Origin of the sequence: Pseudomonas sp. ICMP 3272, from assembly GCF_001466905.1 — a bacterium.
Classification (GTDB): domain Bacteria; phylum Pseudomonadota; class Gammaproteobacteria; order Pseudomonadales; family Pseudomonadaceae; genus Aquipseudomonas; species Aquipseudomonas amygdali.
On sequence record NZ_LKEK01000053.1, the window covers coordinates 69,491 to 84,352 of the forward strand.

Sequence of the window (14,862 nt, forward strand, 5' to 3'; positions counted from 1 at the left end):
GCCACCGGCACAGGTGCGGTGCCGGTAGCAAGTTGCCTTAATACAGCGCGGCGAACAGCTTGCGACGGTATGCGGTTACTAGTGGGTGCTCATTGCCCAGCAGGTCGAACACTTGCAACAGCGTCTTGTGCGGCAGGCCCTCGGCGTAATTGCGATTGCGAATGAACAGTTTGAGCAGGCCATCCAGCGCGGCTTCGTACTGTTGACGTGACAATTGCTGAATCGCCAGTTGATGCACCGCTTCGTCATCCTGAGGGTTTTGCGCCAGACGACTTTTCAGTTCGGCCACATCCGGCAGAGTGGCCGCTTGTGCCAGGAACGTCAGTTGCGCCTTGGCACCCGCCAGCTCTGCTTTGTGTGCATCACCGGTAACGGCGTCCAGCACCGCCTTTGCCTCGCTCAGTTCGCCACGTTCTGCCAGGCAGCGCGCATACAGAATCAGCGCTGCGGCATTGGTGTTGTCTTCGCCCAGCAGCACCTTGAGCTGCGCTTCGGCTTCGGCAAAACGGCTTTCTGCAAACAGCTCTTGCGCCTGCTTGAATGGATCAGCGGCCGGAGGAGGTGGCATGACGACATGTTGCTCGAGAATCTTGCGGATTTCCGATTCAGGCTGAGCACCGGCAAAACCATCCACCGGCTGGCCGTCCTTGAACAGCACAACGGTCGGCAGGCTGCGAATGCCGAAGCGCGCAACAATGTCCTGCTCGATGTCGCAATTGACCTTGGCCAGCAGCAATTCGCCCTGATAACTCTCGGTGATTTGCTGCAGCAGGGGCATCAAGACCTTGCAGGGCGCACACCACTCGGCCCAGAAATCGACCAGTACAGGCTGGTCGAACGATTTGTCGATCACCAGTTGATCGAAGTTCGCGGCGGTTGCGTCGAAGATGTAAGCAGTTTCCTGGCTCATTGCACGTCTCGAAGAATCTGAATGCCGCCAACTATAAAGCCCGCAGGGCAATGCTGAAAGCGGCGTCGGCGGTGGGGCATCATCCTTGCCCCGCACGCTCAGCGCTATCCACACATTTGCTTTTGATTCTGGCCGAAGGCCGTGGGAGCGAACTTGTTCGCGAAAGGGACGGAAAATTCTCTGGAAATTTATCGTTCGAACAACCGTATTCGCGAACAAGTTCGCTCCTACAGAAACCGTTTAGCTGAGCGATTCTGGGCTGTTATTTAGCGCTCACCGCGCCGCGTGATAGAGGCTCACGTCGCGAAACTCATGGGGTTCTGCCAGGTCCGGCAGGGTGTGCGCATGCAGCATCGTCAGACGCTGATAAGCCGCGTGCTTGAAGTCGCGCACGCGGGAGTCCGCCACCAGTGCTTCGCGGCCCCGGGACAGAAATTGATCCAGCAGCGGCAGGTTGGCGCGGTCGTACAGCACGTCGGCAACCAGAATCAGATCAAAACGATCCGCTTCGGCGAAAAAATCCGTCGAGTAGCTTAACTGCACCTGGTTGAGTTCGGCATTGGCCCGGCAGGCAGCGATCGCCAACGGGTCGAGATCACAGGCCACCACCTCAAGTGCTCCTGCCCTTAGCGCGGCAATACCTGCCACGCCCGAACCTGCACCGAAATCCAGTACCCGCTTGCCTTCCACCCAGTGCGGGTTTTCGGCCAGAAAACGCGCCAGAGCCAGGCCACTTGCCCAGCAGAAGCTCCAGTACGGTGGCTCTTCCAGAATACGCCGCGTTTCATCCGGGCTGAAGGCACGGTCCATGTTGGCATCGTCGATCAGCCACAGCTTCAGCTCAGTGCCCGGCAGCGTTGTGACAACCAGCCGGGCGTCGCCGAGCAGCTCGCTCAGCGCGTCTTGAAGGTGTCGCGGAGCAATCATGGCGCCTTGACGAATTGCAATTGCCCCAGTGCCTGAGTGGTGGGCTGGTCGATGCGCATCGAAGGCAGGTGCAGTATCAATTGCCCCGACTGACTGGCGCGGCCGCGCAGTTCGACACGCCCGCCTACCGGAAAGGCTTCCGGGTTGAAGCGCAACTGGAACGGCAATGACTGGCCGTTGCCCTTCAGCAAGGTGTTGGTCAGCAGCTTCTGTGGACGGCCGCGCTCGTCGATCACCAGCATCGCCAGCTCGACCTCGGCCCCGGCCGGGACGCCGAGCAGTTGCCCGCTGAGTTCACGTTGGTACGGTTGCAGCGGGCCGGGCCCGGCAGGCACTTTGATTGCCGGGGCGACGGGCGGTGCCGCAGCCGGTTTTGGCGCGTCATTGCTGCTGCACGCGGCCAGCAAGCCAATGAGGCCGATTAGAATAACGGGGCGTAACGTCATCAAGAGCTCCACAAGACAAAAATCGAAAGGCTGAGTGACGCCATGCATGCAGTATTACCGAGCGCAGGCAATTTCACATCGCTTTAATGCGCGTCTATATACCGTAAACCCTCAGCCTTGTCTTGCCAGCAGGATGCGCTAACATGGCGCTCCTCATTCTTTCGTTGCCAGCCACCATGCACTGTCCCTTCTGCGGTGCCAATGACACCAAAGTCATCGACTCCCGCCTCGTCGCCGAAGGCGAGCAAGTACGCCGCCGACGCGAGTGTCTGGCCTGCGGCGAGCGCTTCACGACGTTCGAAACTGCCGAGCTGGTTTTGCCGCGTCTGATCAAACAGGATGGCAGTCGTCAGCCTTTCGATGAAGAAAAACTGCGCGCCGGTATGCAGCGTGCGCTTGAAAAGCGTCCGGTGAGTGTCGAGCGTCTCGAGGCGGCACTGGTGCACATCAAGCACAAGCTGCGAGCGACCGGCGAGCGCGAAGTCAAATCGCTGGTGGTTGGCGAACTGGTCATGGCCGAGCTGCAGAAGCTCGACGAAGTGGCCTATATCCGCTTTGCTTCGGTGTACCGCCGCTTTCAGGACCTCAACGAATTTCGTGAAGAAATCGACCGTCTGGCCCGCGAGCCGGGTAAGGAATAAGTGCATTGCTGACTGAACAGGCGGCTCTCGACGTTCATTACATGGCGCGTGCGCTGGAGCTGGCGCGTAACGGGCTCTACTCCACGCACCCCAACCCGCGCGTCGGCTGCGTGATCGTGCGTGAAGGCCGGATCGTTGGCGAAGGCTGGCATGTACGGGCCGGTGAGCCGCATGCCGAAGTGCATGCCTTGCGCCAGGCTGGCGAGCTGGCCAGAGGCGCGACCGCTTACGTCACCCTCGAACCGTGCAGTCACAAGGGGCGCACACCGCCCTGTGCCGATGCACTGATCGAAGCCGGAGTGGCGCGGGTTGTCGCTGCGATGCAGGACCCCAATCCCGAAGTCTCCGGCCGTGGCCTGTTGCGCCTCATGAATGCCGGTATCGGCGTTCAATGTGGCGTGCTGGAAAGCGAAGCGCGAGCGCTGAACAAAGGCTTTCTCAAGCGCATGGAAACCGGACAGCCCTACATACGCGTGAAGATGGCCATGAGCCTGGATGGCCGAACCGCTATGGCCAGCGGCGAAAGCCAGTGGATCACCGGTCCCGAGGCGCGTTCTGCCGTTCAGCGTCTGCGCGCGCAGTCGAGCGTAGTGCTGACCGGTGCCGATACGGTGCTGGCCGACAAGGCTCGTCTCACCGTGCGCCCCGATGAGTTGGGGCTCAATGCAGAATTGACCGCGCTGGCCGCTGCGCGTCCGCCCCTGCGGGTATTGATTGACGGTCGTCTGCGCGTGCCGCTGGACGCGCCGTTCTTTCAGGCGGGCAGTGCGCTGGTCGTTACCTGTGCTGCGGCGTCGGCGCGAGGTCGCTATCAGGAAGAAGGCCACGAGATGCTGGCACTGGCTGACAGCGCCGGTCATGTCGACCTGCGCAAGCTGATGGGCGAATTGGCCACGCGTGGCGTCAATGAAGTGCTGGTCGAAGCCGGTCCGCGGCTGGCGGGTGCCTTTGCGCGTCTCGGGCTGGTCGACGAGTTTCAGATATTCATTGCCGGCAAGTTTCTCGGCTCATCGGCCCGGCCGCTGCTCGACCTGCCGCTGGCGCAGATGAGCGAAGCGCTGGAGCTGAACATCGTGGAAATGCGTGCCGTCGGTAATGACTGGCGAGTCATCGCTCTCCCTGTGCGCACACCCGGCGTATAATTCCCGGCTTTCGCCTAGCGCGCAGCCCTTGTTCTCCCGGAGGACCCATGTTTACCGGCATTATCGAATCCATTGGCAGCATCCGCGCCCTGACTCCGAAAGGCGGCGACGTCCGCGTTTATGTGGAAACCGGCAAGCTTGACCTGACCGACGTCAAACTCGGCGACAGCATTGCCGTGAATGGCGTATGCCTTACCGCTGTCGAATTGCCCGGTGATGGCTTCTGGGCTGATGTCAGCCGGGAAACCCTGACCGTCACCGCCTTTGTCGACCTCAAGAGCGGCAGCCGGGTCAACCTGGAAAAGGCCCTGACCCCGACTACGCGTCTGGGCGGTCATCTGGTCAGCGGCCATGTCGACGGCGTGGGCGAAATTGTTTCCCGTGCCGATAACGCCCGCGCCATTCAGTTTACGGTGCGTGCGCCACGCGAACTGGCCAAATACATCGCCCACAAAGGTTCTATCACGGTCGACGGCACCAGCCTGACCGTCAATTCGGTCAACGGTGCCGAGTTCGAACTGACCATCGTGCCGCACACCCTCAGCGAAACCATCATGGCCGACTACCAGCCTGGCCGTAAGGTCAACCTGGAAGTAGACCTGCTGGCACGTTACCTGGAGCGCCTGCTGCTGGGCGACAAGGCTGCAGAGCCTGGCCACGGCACGATCACCGAAAGCTTTCTGGCCGAGAACGGCTACCTCAAATCCTGAATCAAGGGGGTGCCGCGTGGCGCTCAACACTATCGAAGAACTGGTTGAAGACATTCGCCAGGGCAAGATGGTCATCCTCATGGATGACGAAGACCGTGAGAACGAAGGCGACCTGATCATGGCCGCCGAATGCGTGCAGCCCGAGCACATCAACTTCATGGCGCGCTTCGCCCGTGGCCTGATCTGCATGCCGATGACCCGCGAGCGCTGCGAAACTCTCAAACTGCCGCTGATGGCACCGCGTAACGGCTCCGGCTTCGGCACCAAGTTCACCGTTTCCATTGAAGCCGCGGAAGGCGTGACCACCGGTATCTCCGCAGCCGACCGTGCACGCACCGTTCAGGCCGCCGCTGCCAAAGAAGCGAAAGCCGAAGACATCGTCAGCCCGGGGCACATCTTCCCGCTGATGGCTCAGGCCGGTGGCACTCTGGCTCGCGCCGGTCATACCGAAGCGGCCTGCGACCTGGCGCGCATGGCCGGCTTCGAGCCGACGGGGCTGATCTGCGAAGTCATGAACGACGACGGCACCATGTCGCGTCGCGCCGAACTTGAAGAGTTTGCCCGGCAACACGACATCAAGATCGGCACCATTGCCGACCTGATTCACTACCGGATGATCCATGAACGTACCGTTCAGCGGATTGCCGAGCAGCCGATGGACAGCGAACTGGGCAGTTTCAACCTGGTGACCTACCGCGATTCGGTCGAGGGTGATGTGCACCTGGCGCTGACCCTGGGCAAGATCTGCGCAGAAGAACCAACCCTCGTGCGCGTTCATAACATGGACCCGCTGCGCGACCTGCTGATGGTCAGCCAGCCCGGCCGCTGGAGCCTGCGCGCCGCCATGCGAGCGGTTTCCGAGGCTGGCAGCGGCGTCGTACTGTTGCTCGGTCATCCGCTGGATGGCGATGTGCTGCTGGCTCACATTCGCGAAACGGCAGGGCAGCAACCGATCAAGACGCCGACCACTTACAGCACGGTGGGTGCCGGTTCGCAGATCCTTCGTGACCTCGGCGTGCGCAAAATGCGCCTGATGAGTTCACCGATGAAGTTCAATGCGATATCCGGTTTCGATCTGGAAGTTGTAGAATACGTGCCCTCCGAATAAATACCGGCAGGTCGGGGCGTGCGAAAGACGGTTTTTTCGCAGCTTTTGGCCTGACAGTTGCGATTCGTGGCCTAATATCCCTCAAAGTCCGCCCCAAGGCGGGCTTGCTCTTTAATACGAGACTCACCGAATGACCTTGAAGACCATCGAAGGTACCTTCATCGCCCCACAAGGCCGCTACGCCTTGGTAGTGGGCCGTTTCAACAGCTTCGTCGTGGAAAGCCTGGTTAGCGGTGCCGTTGATGCGCTGGTACGCCACGGTGTCAGCGAAAGCGACATCACCATCATCCGTGCGCCGGGTGCGTTCGAAATCCCGCTGGTCGTGCAGAAAGTTGCCCAGCGCAGCGAATTCGCGGCCATCGTCGCGCTGGGTGCGGTGATCCGTGGCGGTACTCCGCACTTTGAATACGTTGCAGGTGAGTGCGTCAAAGGCTTGTCTCAGGTGTCCATGGAGTTCGGCGTTCCGGTCGCTTTCGGCGTACTGACCGTCGACTCCATCGAGCAGGCCATCGAGCGTTCCGGCACCAAGGCCGGTAACAAGGGCGCTGAAGCTGCTCTGTCCGCCATTGAAATGGTAAGCCTGCTGTCGCAGCTGGAGGCCAAGTGATTTCCGACGATACCGACCAGTTCAACCCGCGCGACGCCAAATCGCCGGAAGCTGCCAAGGGCAAAAGTGCCAAACGTCGCGAAGCGCGGCAGATGGCTACTCAGGCCCTTTATCAGTGGCACATGGCTGGCCATGCGTTGAACGAGATCGAAGCACAGTTTCGTGTCGACAACGATTTCAGCAATGTCGACGGCGCCTACTTCCGTGAACTGCTGCACGGTGTGGCCACCAACAAGACCGAGATCGACACCGCGCTCTCGCCTTGCCTCGACCTGACCATCGAAGAACTCGACCCGGTTGAACTGGCCGTCCTGCGCCTGTCCACCTTCGAGCTGCTCAAGCGCATCGACGTGCCTTACCGCGTTGTGATCAACGAAGGCATCGAGCTGGCCAAGGTCTATGGCTCTACTGACGGTCACAAGTTCGTCAATGGTGTGCTGGACAAGCTGGCACCGCGCCTGCGTGAAGTCGAAGTGAAGGCCCACAAGCGCTGATTCGCGCCTGACCTTTATGGGAGAGTTCGAGCTGATCCGCAATTACTTCGCCGCCGCGCCCTGTGCGCAGGTGGGCGAGGAAGTTGCCCTGGGGATCGGCGACGACTGCGCGTTGCTTGCGTTAGCGCCCGGCGAGCAGTTGGCGATCTCGACCGATACCTTGGTTGCCGGGGTGCATTTTCCTGACGTCTGCGACCCCTTCCTGCTTGGCCAGCGAGCGCTGGCGGTATCTGCCAGCGATCTGGCGGCCATGGGCGCTCGTCCTGTCGCGTTTACCCTTGCCTTGACCCTCCCGCAGGTCGATGCCGACTGGCTGCAGGCATTTGCCCGCGGCCTCAATCACATGGCGCAGGGCTGTTCGCTGCGTTTGATCGGCGGCGATACCACACGCGGGCCCTTGAGCCTCACGCTAACGGTGTTCGGCGCTGTTCCAGCCGGCTCGGCCCTGACGCGCAGCGGCGCTTGCGCCGGCGATTTGCTCTGCGTTGGCGGCGCGCTGGGTGATGGCGCAGGTGCGTTGCCGCTGGTATTGAAGCAACGCAGCACCGAGGCTTCGATTGCCGAGGCGTTGCTGGCCCGCTACTGGTCGCCGCAACCTCAACTGGCGCTGGGGCAGGCATTGCGGGGCAGGGCGACGTCGGCGCTGGACATCTCCGATGGGCTGCTGGCTGATTGCGGACACATCGCCCGTGCATCAGGCGTCCGGCTGCTCGTCGAACGTGACAGGCTGCCGATGTCTGATCAGCTGCTGACGTTGCTCGATCTGCCGTCTGCCCGGCAGGCTGCGCTTAGCGGTGGCGACGATTACATTCTGGCTTTCACGCTGCCGTCCGGGCACCTTGCCAGCTTGCTGGATGAAGGCTGGCCGGTGCATGTGATTGGCCGGGTAGAGAAGGGCCAGGGTGTCATTGTTGTCGACGGCGCAGGGCTGGATGTCACGCCCGATACGCGTGGCTACCAGCATTTCGACAGCGCGCAGTGAAGGGATGCACTGCGTCTATCTATCGAACTTTATGATCTAAACGCCCGAGAATTCAGCCTGAGCGTCCGCAGGAACCTGCTGTTACAATGCGAATCTTGCGAATTTCCAGTCTTCATACTGATCAGGAGCACACGGTGCCCGTCGTCTTTGTCGCCGCTTCCAAACTGCCCACCCCCTTTGCAGAATTTGCCATGCACGGCTTTATCGAGTCGGCAACCGGCCGTGAACATGTCGTCCTGAGTCTGGGCGATGTGGCGGACGGTGAGCCGGTTCTTGGCCGCGTGCATTCCGAATGCCTGACAGGCGACGCCCTGTTCAGTCAGCGTTGCGATTGCGGCTCACAACTTGAAGCCGCCCTGCGCGCCATTGCTACCGAAGGGCGCGGCGTATTGCTGTATCTGCGTCAGGAAGGACGCGGTATCGGCCTGATGAACAAGATCCGCGCCTATGAACTGCAGGATGGCGGTGCCGACACGGTAGAAGCCAATGAGCGTCTGGGCTTTGCCGCCGACCAGCGCGATTACGCGATCTGCCTGCCGATGCTTCAGCATCTGGGCGTTCAGTCGCTGCGTCTGATGACCAATAACCCGCGCAAGGTCAAAGCCTTGACCGACATGGGCATCAAGGTCGCCGAGCGCGTGCCGTTGCACACCGGGCAAAATCCGCACAACCGCCTTTATCTGGCGACCAAGGCGGGCAAGCTGGGGCACATGATGGGTAACGAGCATCAAAGCGAGGTCGGCCCCGCGTGACACGCAGCGAGGTGCGTCAAAAGCTGGAAATGGCTTGGTGGCGTCAACTGGGTCTGACCTTGGCACCATTGCTTGTGGTCTGTGTGTTTTTCGGTGCCAGCGAGCCGCTCATTCCTGTGTTGGCGATACCGCTGTTCATTGCCGGGATAGGCTCGATGTTCGTCAGTCTGAAGCCGTTCGGTGCTTACAAACGCGCGTTAACGGCTACCCAGGCCGCACTCGACACGCCGGAAGAGCCGGCAGCATGGCTCAAACTGGCTGCCGTCCGCCGTCTGGCCTTTCTCGCTGCCGGGCTGCCCGCCTGGATCGCCGCCATCGCGGTGCTGTTCGGCTTGCACCCTTTGCCGGTCTGCCTGCTGGCGTTTGCCAGCGCAGTGCTGCTCTACCTGTACCGCATTCCTGCGCTTTCCCGCTGATCGTCCCCGGCTGATTTTTCCAGGCCAAGTGGGCACGATCAGCCGGAAATCCGATCAGCCCGCCAGCAACCAGACACCCGTTGCCGCAGAAGCTGCACCTGCGATGCGCACCAGCGGTGCTGCCGCCTGAGGCAATACGCGAACCACGGCATAACCTGCCGCATGCAAGGCTGCAGTCGCTGCCACGAAGCCTGCTGCGTAAGCCCATGGACTGGACATGTCAGGAAGCTCAAGGCCATGCGCCACACCGTGGAACAACGCAAACAGTGCTGTCGCTGCAACGGCCAGTGCCAAGGGCGGACGCACTGCCAGTGCCACAGCCAGACCCAGCGCCAGTACCGACGCGGCAATGCCGCTTTCCAGCGCAGGCAGGTTCAGACCTTCAAAGCCCAGCACGCCACCGATCAGCATGGTGCCGACGAAGGTGCAGGGCAGCGCCCAGCGTGCGGAACCTTGCTGTTGTGCGGCCCACAAGCCGACGGCAAGCATTGCCAGCAAATGATCCAGACCGCCAATCGGATGGCTGATACCCGCTATCAGGCCGTTATCGCCATGACCGGGATGGGCCAGCGCCAGAGTCGGGATAAGCAGCAGCGCGAGGGCGCCAAGGGCTTTTTTGTAGTTCATCGACGGGTTCCTTTTGGTTGTGAATTCAGGCGGCTGCAGTCAGCAGACCCTGGCGTTCAATGAAGGCAATGATCTGCTCCAGACCCTGACCGGTTTTCTGGTTGCTGAACACGAACGGCTTTTCGCCGCGCATCCTGCGCGTGTCGCTGTCCATCATTTCCAGTGACGCGCCCACCAGCGGTGCGAGGTCTATCTTGTTGATCACCAGCAGATCGGACTTGCAGATACCCGGGCCGCCCTTGCGAGGCAGTTTGTCGCCTGCCGATACGTCGATCACGTAAATCGTCAGGTCGGAAAGCTCCGGGCTGAACGTTGCGGAAAGGTTATCGCCACCGGATTCGACAATGATAAGGTCCAGGCCCTCAAAGCGACGATTGAGCTGGTCAACCGCCTCCAGGTTGATCGACGCGTCTTCACGAATGGCAGTATGCGGGCAACCACCGGTTTCAACGCCGATGATGCGCTCAGGGGCCAGTGCCTCGTTGCGCACCAGAAAGTCAGCGTCTTCGCGGGTATAGATATCGTTGGTCACGACCGCCAGGTTATAGCGGTCGCGCAATGCCAGGCACAGCGCCAGGGTCAGGGCTGTCTTGCCGGACCCTACCGGGCCACCGATGCCGACGCGCAGAGGTTGGCTGTTCATTGAGTTCTCCATAAATACTGATCAGGACCGGAATAACCGGCTGTATTGACGTTCATGCGCCATGCTCGCCAGGGACAGGCCGAAGGCTGCGCTGCCGGCATGGTGGGTATCTTGTCGGGTGGCATTGACCTGCGCTTGCTGCAGTAACGGCAACAGCTCGCTGGTCAGGCGTTGCGCAGCTTGCTGGCCGAGTGGCAGGGTTTTCATCAGCACGGCCAGCTGGTTTTCCAGCCAGCTCCACAGCCATGCGGCCAGCGCGTCTTGCGGGCTGATCTGCCAGGCACGTGCGGCCAGCGCCCAGCCCAGGGCCAGGTGCGGCTCTGCAGTCTGTTCAAGAAAGTGGCGCGCATCGCGATCCAGCTCAGGCAGGCCATTGAGCAGTTGTTGCAAGGAATAACCCATCTGCCGGCTTTCCTGATGCAGCTCGCGCGTTTCGCGGCTGGCGCGGTGTTGCTCGCTGACTTGCAGCAGTTGGCCCCAGTCACCGGCTGACGCTGCTTCACAATGGGCCAGCAGCAAGGGTGCCTCAAAGCGAGCGAGATTGAGCAACAGCTGATCGCTTATCCAGCGCCCTGCAGTCTGCGGGTCCACCACGATGGACTGCTCCACGGCCATTTCCAGCCCTTGTGAATAGCTGTAGCCGCCAATCGGCAGCTGCGGGCTGGCCAGACGCAAAAGCGCCCAGGCGCTGTTCACTTGCGCACGCCGAACTGGTGCATGCGGGGCGGATAGTTGAAATCCTCTTCGCCTGCACGCGAGTGGTGATGCCCGCCGCCATAGGCACCATGTTCCGGCTGGAACGGCGCTTCGATGGTTTCGACGGTGGCACCGAGTTGATCGAGCATAGCCTTGAGCACGTAGTCATCGAGCAGGCGCAACCAGCCGTCGCCGACCTGCAGGGCTACGTGACGATTGCCGAGATGATAGGCCGCGCGGGTCAGTTCGAAGGTGCTGCTGCAAGTAACGTGCATCAGCTTTTCCGGGCGAGCGCAGACACGCACCACGCGGCCATCTTCGGCCTGCAGAAACTCACCATCGCGCAGGGGCGATTGACCGCGTTGCAGAAACAGGCCGACGTCTTCGTTTTCCGCACTGAAGCAGCGCAGGCGACTCTTGCTGCGTGCCTCGAAATTCAAATGCAGCTCGGCGGCCCATTCGGCCTGAGGTTCGATTCGGTTGTGAATCACCAGCATTAGATAGCTTCCAGCCAATTGCGATGCTTCAAATCAGAGCAAGGGGCTTGCCAACAGGGCAGGCTGTAGGAAATCGCTGGCGGAAATGCCTGACTTTTTAATTGTGCACGGCCTTGACGTGATCACTAATGGTGCGCAACGAAAAAAGTGATCTATTTTGGTGCTCTGGCTGGCTTCAACTGACGCTCAATCGTGACTACCGAGCCCACGCCAGTGCCGTGCGCCGATAAAGATGAAGCGCAGTTGCTGGGTAATCTTGGCCTGAGGTGTCAGGTGCGGTGCAAGCGAAGCGGGTGGAGGGTCGATCAGTTCCGGCAGCATGGCGAACACGCTTTTGACCACCAGGTCGGCGATGATCGACAGCGCGTCAGCGTTCAGGTGCTGCCATTTGGGCATTTTTGCCAGGTCGGCCGTCAGGTCGGCGCTGATGCCCTCGCGCAAAGCCCCCAGCGCCTGACGCACTTTAAGAGAGCCGCCATACTGTTCACGGGCCAGAAACAGAAACTGCGAGCGATTGGCCGCTACACGCTCTAGAAATATCTTCACCGACGCGCGAATCAGCCCGCCCATGGCGAATTCATTGTGGCGTACCAGCCGGATGGTTTCGCGGAAGGTCTGGCCGACCTCACTCACCAGCGCCAGGCCCAACTGGTCCATGTCTTCGAAGTGGCGATAAAACCCGGTCGGCACGATGCCTGCCGTGCGCGCCACTTCCCGCAGGCTCAGGCTGCCGAAGCCGCGTCCGCTTTCCATCAACTGATGGGCAGCATCAAGCAAGGCTCTTCGGGTCTGTTGTTTCTGTTCGGCGCGGGGCAGCATGGCTCAAACGATTCTTGGATTAGGCTGGACTGCACTTTAGCAAATGCGCTTTACCTGCGTCGAAAGGGTTTTCATTCAGACTCTTTTACGTGCGCTGCAGCGCGGGTGCTGGCCTTTGGTGCGATTTCGTATTCAAATCAAACCCTCGGCGCGTTTGTCAGTCGAACATTCATGTCGTATTCAGCGCGCCAGGGTCGGGGCGCTGTTTTCTGGAGAGTCACGCATGACGCGCAGCCGCAAGATTTTCGCCTGGACAGGTGCCACGTTATTGGTGGTGCTGGCCATACTGGTCATTGTGCTTGTCACGTTCGACTGGAATCGCATCAAACCTACCCTCAATGAGAAAGTCAGCGAAGCGCTGCATCGCCCGTTCGCCATCAATGGTGACCTGGATGTGCGCTGGACGCGCGAGCCCGAGCTCGGTGGCTGGCGTGCCTGGGTGCCGTCGCCGCACTTCGTGGCCGATGACCTGACACTGGGTAATCCCGAGTGGTCGAAAACCCCGCAGATGGTCACTCTCAAGCACGTTGAGTTTCGTCTGTCGCTGTTGCCACTGCTGGCTCAGCAAGTGGTCATCCCGCGTATCGATTTGACCGGCCCCGAGGCAAAGCTCGAGCGGCTGGCCGATGGTCGCGCCAACTGGGTGTTCGACCTGCCCAAATCCGACCCGAACGCTGAACCTTCCAAGTGGGTGGTGGATATCGGAGCCATCAAGTTCGACAAGGGACTGGTGAGTTTCAATGACCAGACACTGAATGCCAATCTGGATGTGGTGATCGACTTGCTCGGCAAGCCGATCCCGTTTGGCGAAATTGTTGGCAGCAAGGAAGCGCAAAAGGCTCAGGAAAAGGGCGCAGTACCGCAGGACTATGCGTTTGGTCTGGCTGTAACAGGCCAGTACCACGGTCAGAAACTGAGCGGCACCGGCAAGGTGGGTGGCCTTCTGGCGCTCAAGGATGCCAGTCAGCCTTTCCCGGTGCAGGCCGATGTGAAGGTCGGTGATACTCATGCGGTCATCGCCGGGACCCTGACCGACCCACAGAACCTGGGTGCGCTGGATCTGCGCCTTAAACTTTCCGGCGCGAGCCTGAGCAATCTGTACCCGCTGACCGGCGTTACCCTGCCGGACTCTCCGGCTTACTCCACTGATGGCCGCCTGATCGCCAAACTGCATGACCCGGCAGGAGCCAACTTTCGTTACCAAGGCTTCAACGGCAAGATCGGCAACAGCGATATCCACGGCGATCTGGGTTACGTCGCCAGCCAGCCACGGCCGAAGCTGAGCGGCGTACTGGTGTCCAATCAGTTGTTGTTCAGCGACCTCGCGCCGCTGATTGGTGCGGACTCGAATGCCGCTCAGAAAAAACGCGGTGGCGAGAGCAAGCAGCCGTCGGGCAAGGTCCTGCCCGTAGAAGAGTTTCAGACTGACCGCTGGCGAGCGATGGATGCCGACGTGGAGTTCACCGGCAAGCGCATTGTGCAAAGCCCGGACTTACCGTTCACCGACCTGTATACCCATCTGATTCTCAACGATGGGCAATTGAGCCTGGAGCCGCTGCGCTTTGGAGTGGCAGGCGGCAAGCTGGATGCGGATATCCGCCTCGACGGCCGCAACAAGCCGTTGCAGGGCAGGGCGAAGCTGTCGGCGCGCAACTTCAAGCTCAAGCAGCTGTTCCCGACCTTTGAACCGATGAAAACCAGCTTCGGTGAGCTGAATGGCGATGCCGACATCAGTGGCCGAGGCAACTCGATTGCCGCTTTGCTCGGCACCGCCAACGGTGAAATGAAAATGCTGGTCAACGACGGCGCGATCAGCCGTGGCCTGATGGAAATTGCCGGGCTCAACGTGGGCAACTACGTGGTGGGCAAGCTGTTTGGCGACAAGGACGTGAAGATCAACTGCGCGGCTTCTGACTTTGGCATCAAGGACGGCTTGGCGACCAGTCGGCTGTTCGTCTTCGATACCGAGAACGCCATCATCTACATCAATGGCACCGCGAACATGAAGACCGAGCAGCTGGACCTGCAGGTCAACCCGGAGTCCAAGGGCTTCCGCGTGTTCTCGTTGCGCTCGCCACTGTATGTCAACGGCCCGTTCGCCAAGCCCAATGCAGGCGTACAGTCCGGCCCGTTACTGCTGCGCGGCGCCGGTATGGTTCTGCTCGGTGCAACCGTAGGCCCGGTGGCCGGTCTGCTGGCGCTGGTCGCGACCGGCGATAGCGCACCGAACCAATGCGGCCCACTGCTGGAGCAGATGCGCACTGGCAAGGCGCCGAAGACGGTGAAGTGATTGCACACTCAAGGATCAGCGGTGCGATGCAGAACTGTGACGCAGAGCGTCACGCAATGCATTCCGACGCTGGAGCGAGCGGAACGATAATCTCAACTATCGTGCGACGCTCCGCGTCGCATGCCGCTCTGGACGCTCCGCGTCCGGTCTTGATG

18 protein-coding genes are annotated in these 14,862 nt (G+C 60.8%); 10 read left to right on the top strand and 8 right to left on the bottom strand.

Annotation, left to right across the window (positions count from 1 at the left end):
• Positions 1-37 precede the first annotated feature (37 nt).
• The 3 genes from trxA to AO068_RS13760 all read right to left on the bottom strand — a co-directional run bounded on the left by trxA (position 38) and on the right by AO068_RS13760 (position 2,283).
• Entirely contained in the window at positions 38-910 is an 873-nt protein-coding gene (gene trxA / locus AO068_RS13750) for a thioredoxin (protein ID WP_058402664.1), read from the bottom strand.
• 273 nt (positions 911-1,183) lie between these two features.
• Positions 1,184-1,837, bottom strand: a complete 654-nt coding sequence (locus AO068_RS13755; protein WP_058408636.1) for a class I SAM-dependent methyltransferase — start codon at positions 1,835-1,837, stop codon at positions 1,184-1,186.
• A complete protein-coding gene (locus AO068_RS13760) occupies positions 1,834-2,283 on the bottom strand; it encodes a hypothetical protein (RefSeq protein WP_005782043.1) in 450 nt (149 codons plus the stop codon). The genes AO068_RS13755 and AO068_RS13760 overlap by 4 nt, the downstream gene beginning before the upstream one ends.
• Before the next feature lie 176 nt (positions 2,284-2,459).
• On the opposite strand from AO068_RS13760, the gene nrdR reads away from it, so the two are divergent.
• The 9 genes from nrdR to AO068_RS13805 all read left to right on the top strand — a co-directional run bounded on the left by nrdR (position 2,460) and on the right by AO068_RS13805 (position 9,135).
• Entirely contained in the window at positions 2,460-2,924 is a 465-nt protein-coding gene (gene nrdR, locus AO068_RS13765) for a transcriptional regulator NrdR (protein ID WP_002555431.1), read from the top strand.
• A 41-nt stretch (positions 2,925-2,965) separates the two neighbouring features.
• Positions 2,966-4,066 carry a bifunctional diaminohydroxyphosphoribosylaminopyrimidine deaminase/5-amino-6-(5-phosphoribosylamino)uracil reductase RibD gene (gene ribD / locus AO068_RS13770; protein WP_161936589.1) on the top strand — a complete coding sequence of 367 codons (1,101 nt, stop codon included), beginning with the start codon at positions 2,966-2,968 and terminating at the stop codon, positions 4,064-4,066.
• A gap of 47 nt (positions 4,067-4,113) precedes the next feature.
• The gene (locus AO068_RS13775) at positions 4,114-4,776 is read left to right on the top strand and encodes a riboflavin synthase (RefSeq protein WP_058408638.1); all 663 of its coding nucleotides are present in this window, start codon (positions 4,114-4,116) and stop codon (positions 4,774-4,776) included.
• A 16-nt stretch (positions 4,777-4,792) separates the two neighbouring features.
• Positions 4,793-5,884 (top strand): bifunctional 3,4-dihydroxy-2-butanone-4-phosphate synthase/GTP cyclohydrolase II, encoded by a 1,092-nt coding sequence (gene ribBA / locus AO068_RS13780; RefSeq protein ID WP_058402660.1) that lies wholly within the window; start codon positions 4,793-4,795, stop codon positions 5,882-5,884.
• A gap of 130 nt (positions 5,885-6,014) precedes the next feature.
• Positions 6,015-6,491 (top strand): 6,7-dimethyl-8-ribityllumazine synthase, encoded by a 477-nt coding sequence (ribH, locus tag AO068_RS13785; RefSeq protein ID WP_002555427.1) that lies wholly within the window; start codon positions 6,015-6,017, stop codon positions 6,489-6,491.
• Positions 6,488-6,985: a transcription antitermination factor NusB gene (gene nusB, locus AO068_RS13790; RefSeq protein WP_002555426.1), complete on the top strand. Its 498-nt coding sequence runs from the start codon at positions 6,488-6,490 to the stop codon at positions 6,983-6,985. The genes ribH and nusB overlap by 4 nt, the downstream gene beginning before the upstream one ends.
• 16 nt (positions 6,986-7,001) lie before the next feature.
• Positions 7,002-7,967, top strand: coding sequence for a thiamine-phosphate kinase (gene thiL / locus AO068_RS13795; protein WP_058408639.1), 966 nt, complete (start codon positions 7,002-7,004; stop codon positions 7,965-7,967).
• 134 nt (positions 7,968-8,101) lie between these two features.
• On the top strand, positions 8,102-8,719 hold the full coding sequence (gene ribA, locus AO068_RS13800; RefSeq protein WP_058408714.1) for a GTP cyclohydrolase II: 618 nt from the start codon (positions 8,102-8,104) through the stop codon (positions 8,717-8,719).
• Positions 8,716-9,135 carry a hypothetical protein gene (locus tag AO068_RS13805; protein WP_004666326.1) on the top strand — a complete coding sequence of 140 codons (420 nt, stop codon included), beginning with the start codon at positions 8,716-8,718 and terminating at the stop codon, positions 9,133-9,135. Before ribA ends, AO068_RS13805 begins: the two co-directional genes overlap by 4 nt.
• 54 nt (positions 9,136-9,189) lie before the next feature.
• Here AO068_RS13805 and AO068_RS13810 read toward each other — a convergent pair whose 3' ends face one another.
• The 5 genes from AO068_RS13810 to AO068_RS13830 form a co-directional block, all read right to left on the bottom strand.
• Positions 9,190-9,762 carry a HupE/UreJ family protein gene (locus tag AO068_RS13810; RefSeq protein WP_002555422.1) on the bottom strand — a complete coding sequence of 191 codons (573 nt, stop codon included), beginning with the start codon at positions 9,760-9,762 and terminating at the stop codon, positions 9,190-9,192.
• A 25-nt stretch (positions 9,763-9,787) separates the two neighbouring features.
• The gene (ureG, locus tag AO068_RS13815) at positions 9,788-10,405 is read right to left on the bottom strand and encodes an urease accessory protein UreG (RefSeq protein ID WP_003368915.1); all 618 of its coding nucleotides are present in this window, start codon (positions 10,403-10,405) and stop codon (positions 9,788-9,790) included.
• A gap of 21 nt (positions 10,406-10,426) precedes the next feature.
• The gene (locus tag AO068_RS13820) at positions 10,427-11,101 is read right to left on the bottom strand and encodes an urease accessory protein UreF (RefSeq protein WP_002555420.1); all 675 of its coding nucleotides are present in this window, start codon (positions 11,099-11,101) and stop codon (positions 10,427-10,429) included.
• Positions 11,098-11,598, bottom strand: a complete 501-nt coding sequence (ureE, locus tag AO068_RS13825) for an urease accessory protein UreE (protein ID WP_002555419.1) — start codon at positions 11,596-11,598, stop codon at positions 11,098-11,100. The genes AO068_RS13820 and ureE overlap by 4 nt, the downstream gene beginning before the upstream one ends.
• 186 nt (positions 11,599-11,784) lie before the next feature.
• Positions 11,785-12,417, bottom strand: coding sequence for a TetR family transcriptional regulator (locus AO068_RS13830; protein WP_002555418.1), 633 nt, complete (start codon positions 12,415-12,417; stop codon positions 11,785-11,787).
• A gap of 223 nt (positions 12,418-12,640) precedes the next feature.
• Between AO068_RS13830 and AO068_RS13835 the strand changes: the two genes are divergently transcribed.
• Positions 12,641-14,707 carry an AsmA family protein gene (locus tag AO068_RS13835; RefSeq protein WP_058408640.1) on the top strand — a complete coding sequence of 689 codons (2,067 nt, stop codon included), beginning with the start codon at positions 12,641-12,643 and terminating at the stop codon, positions 14,705-14,707.
• Positions 14,708-14,862 lie beyond the last annotated feature (155 nt).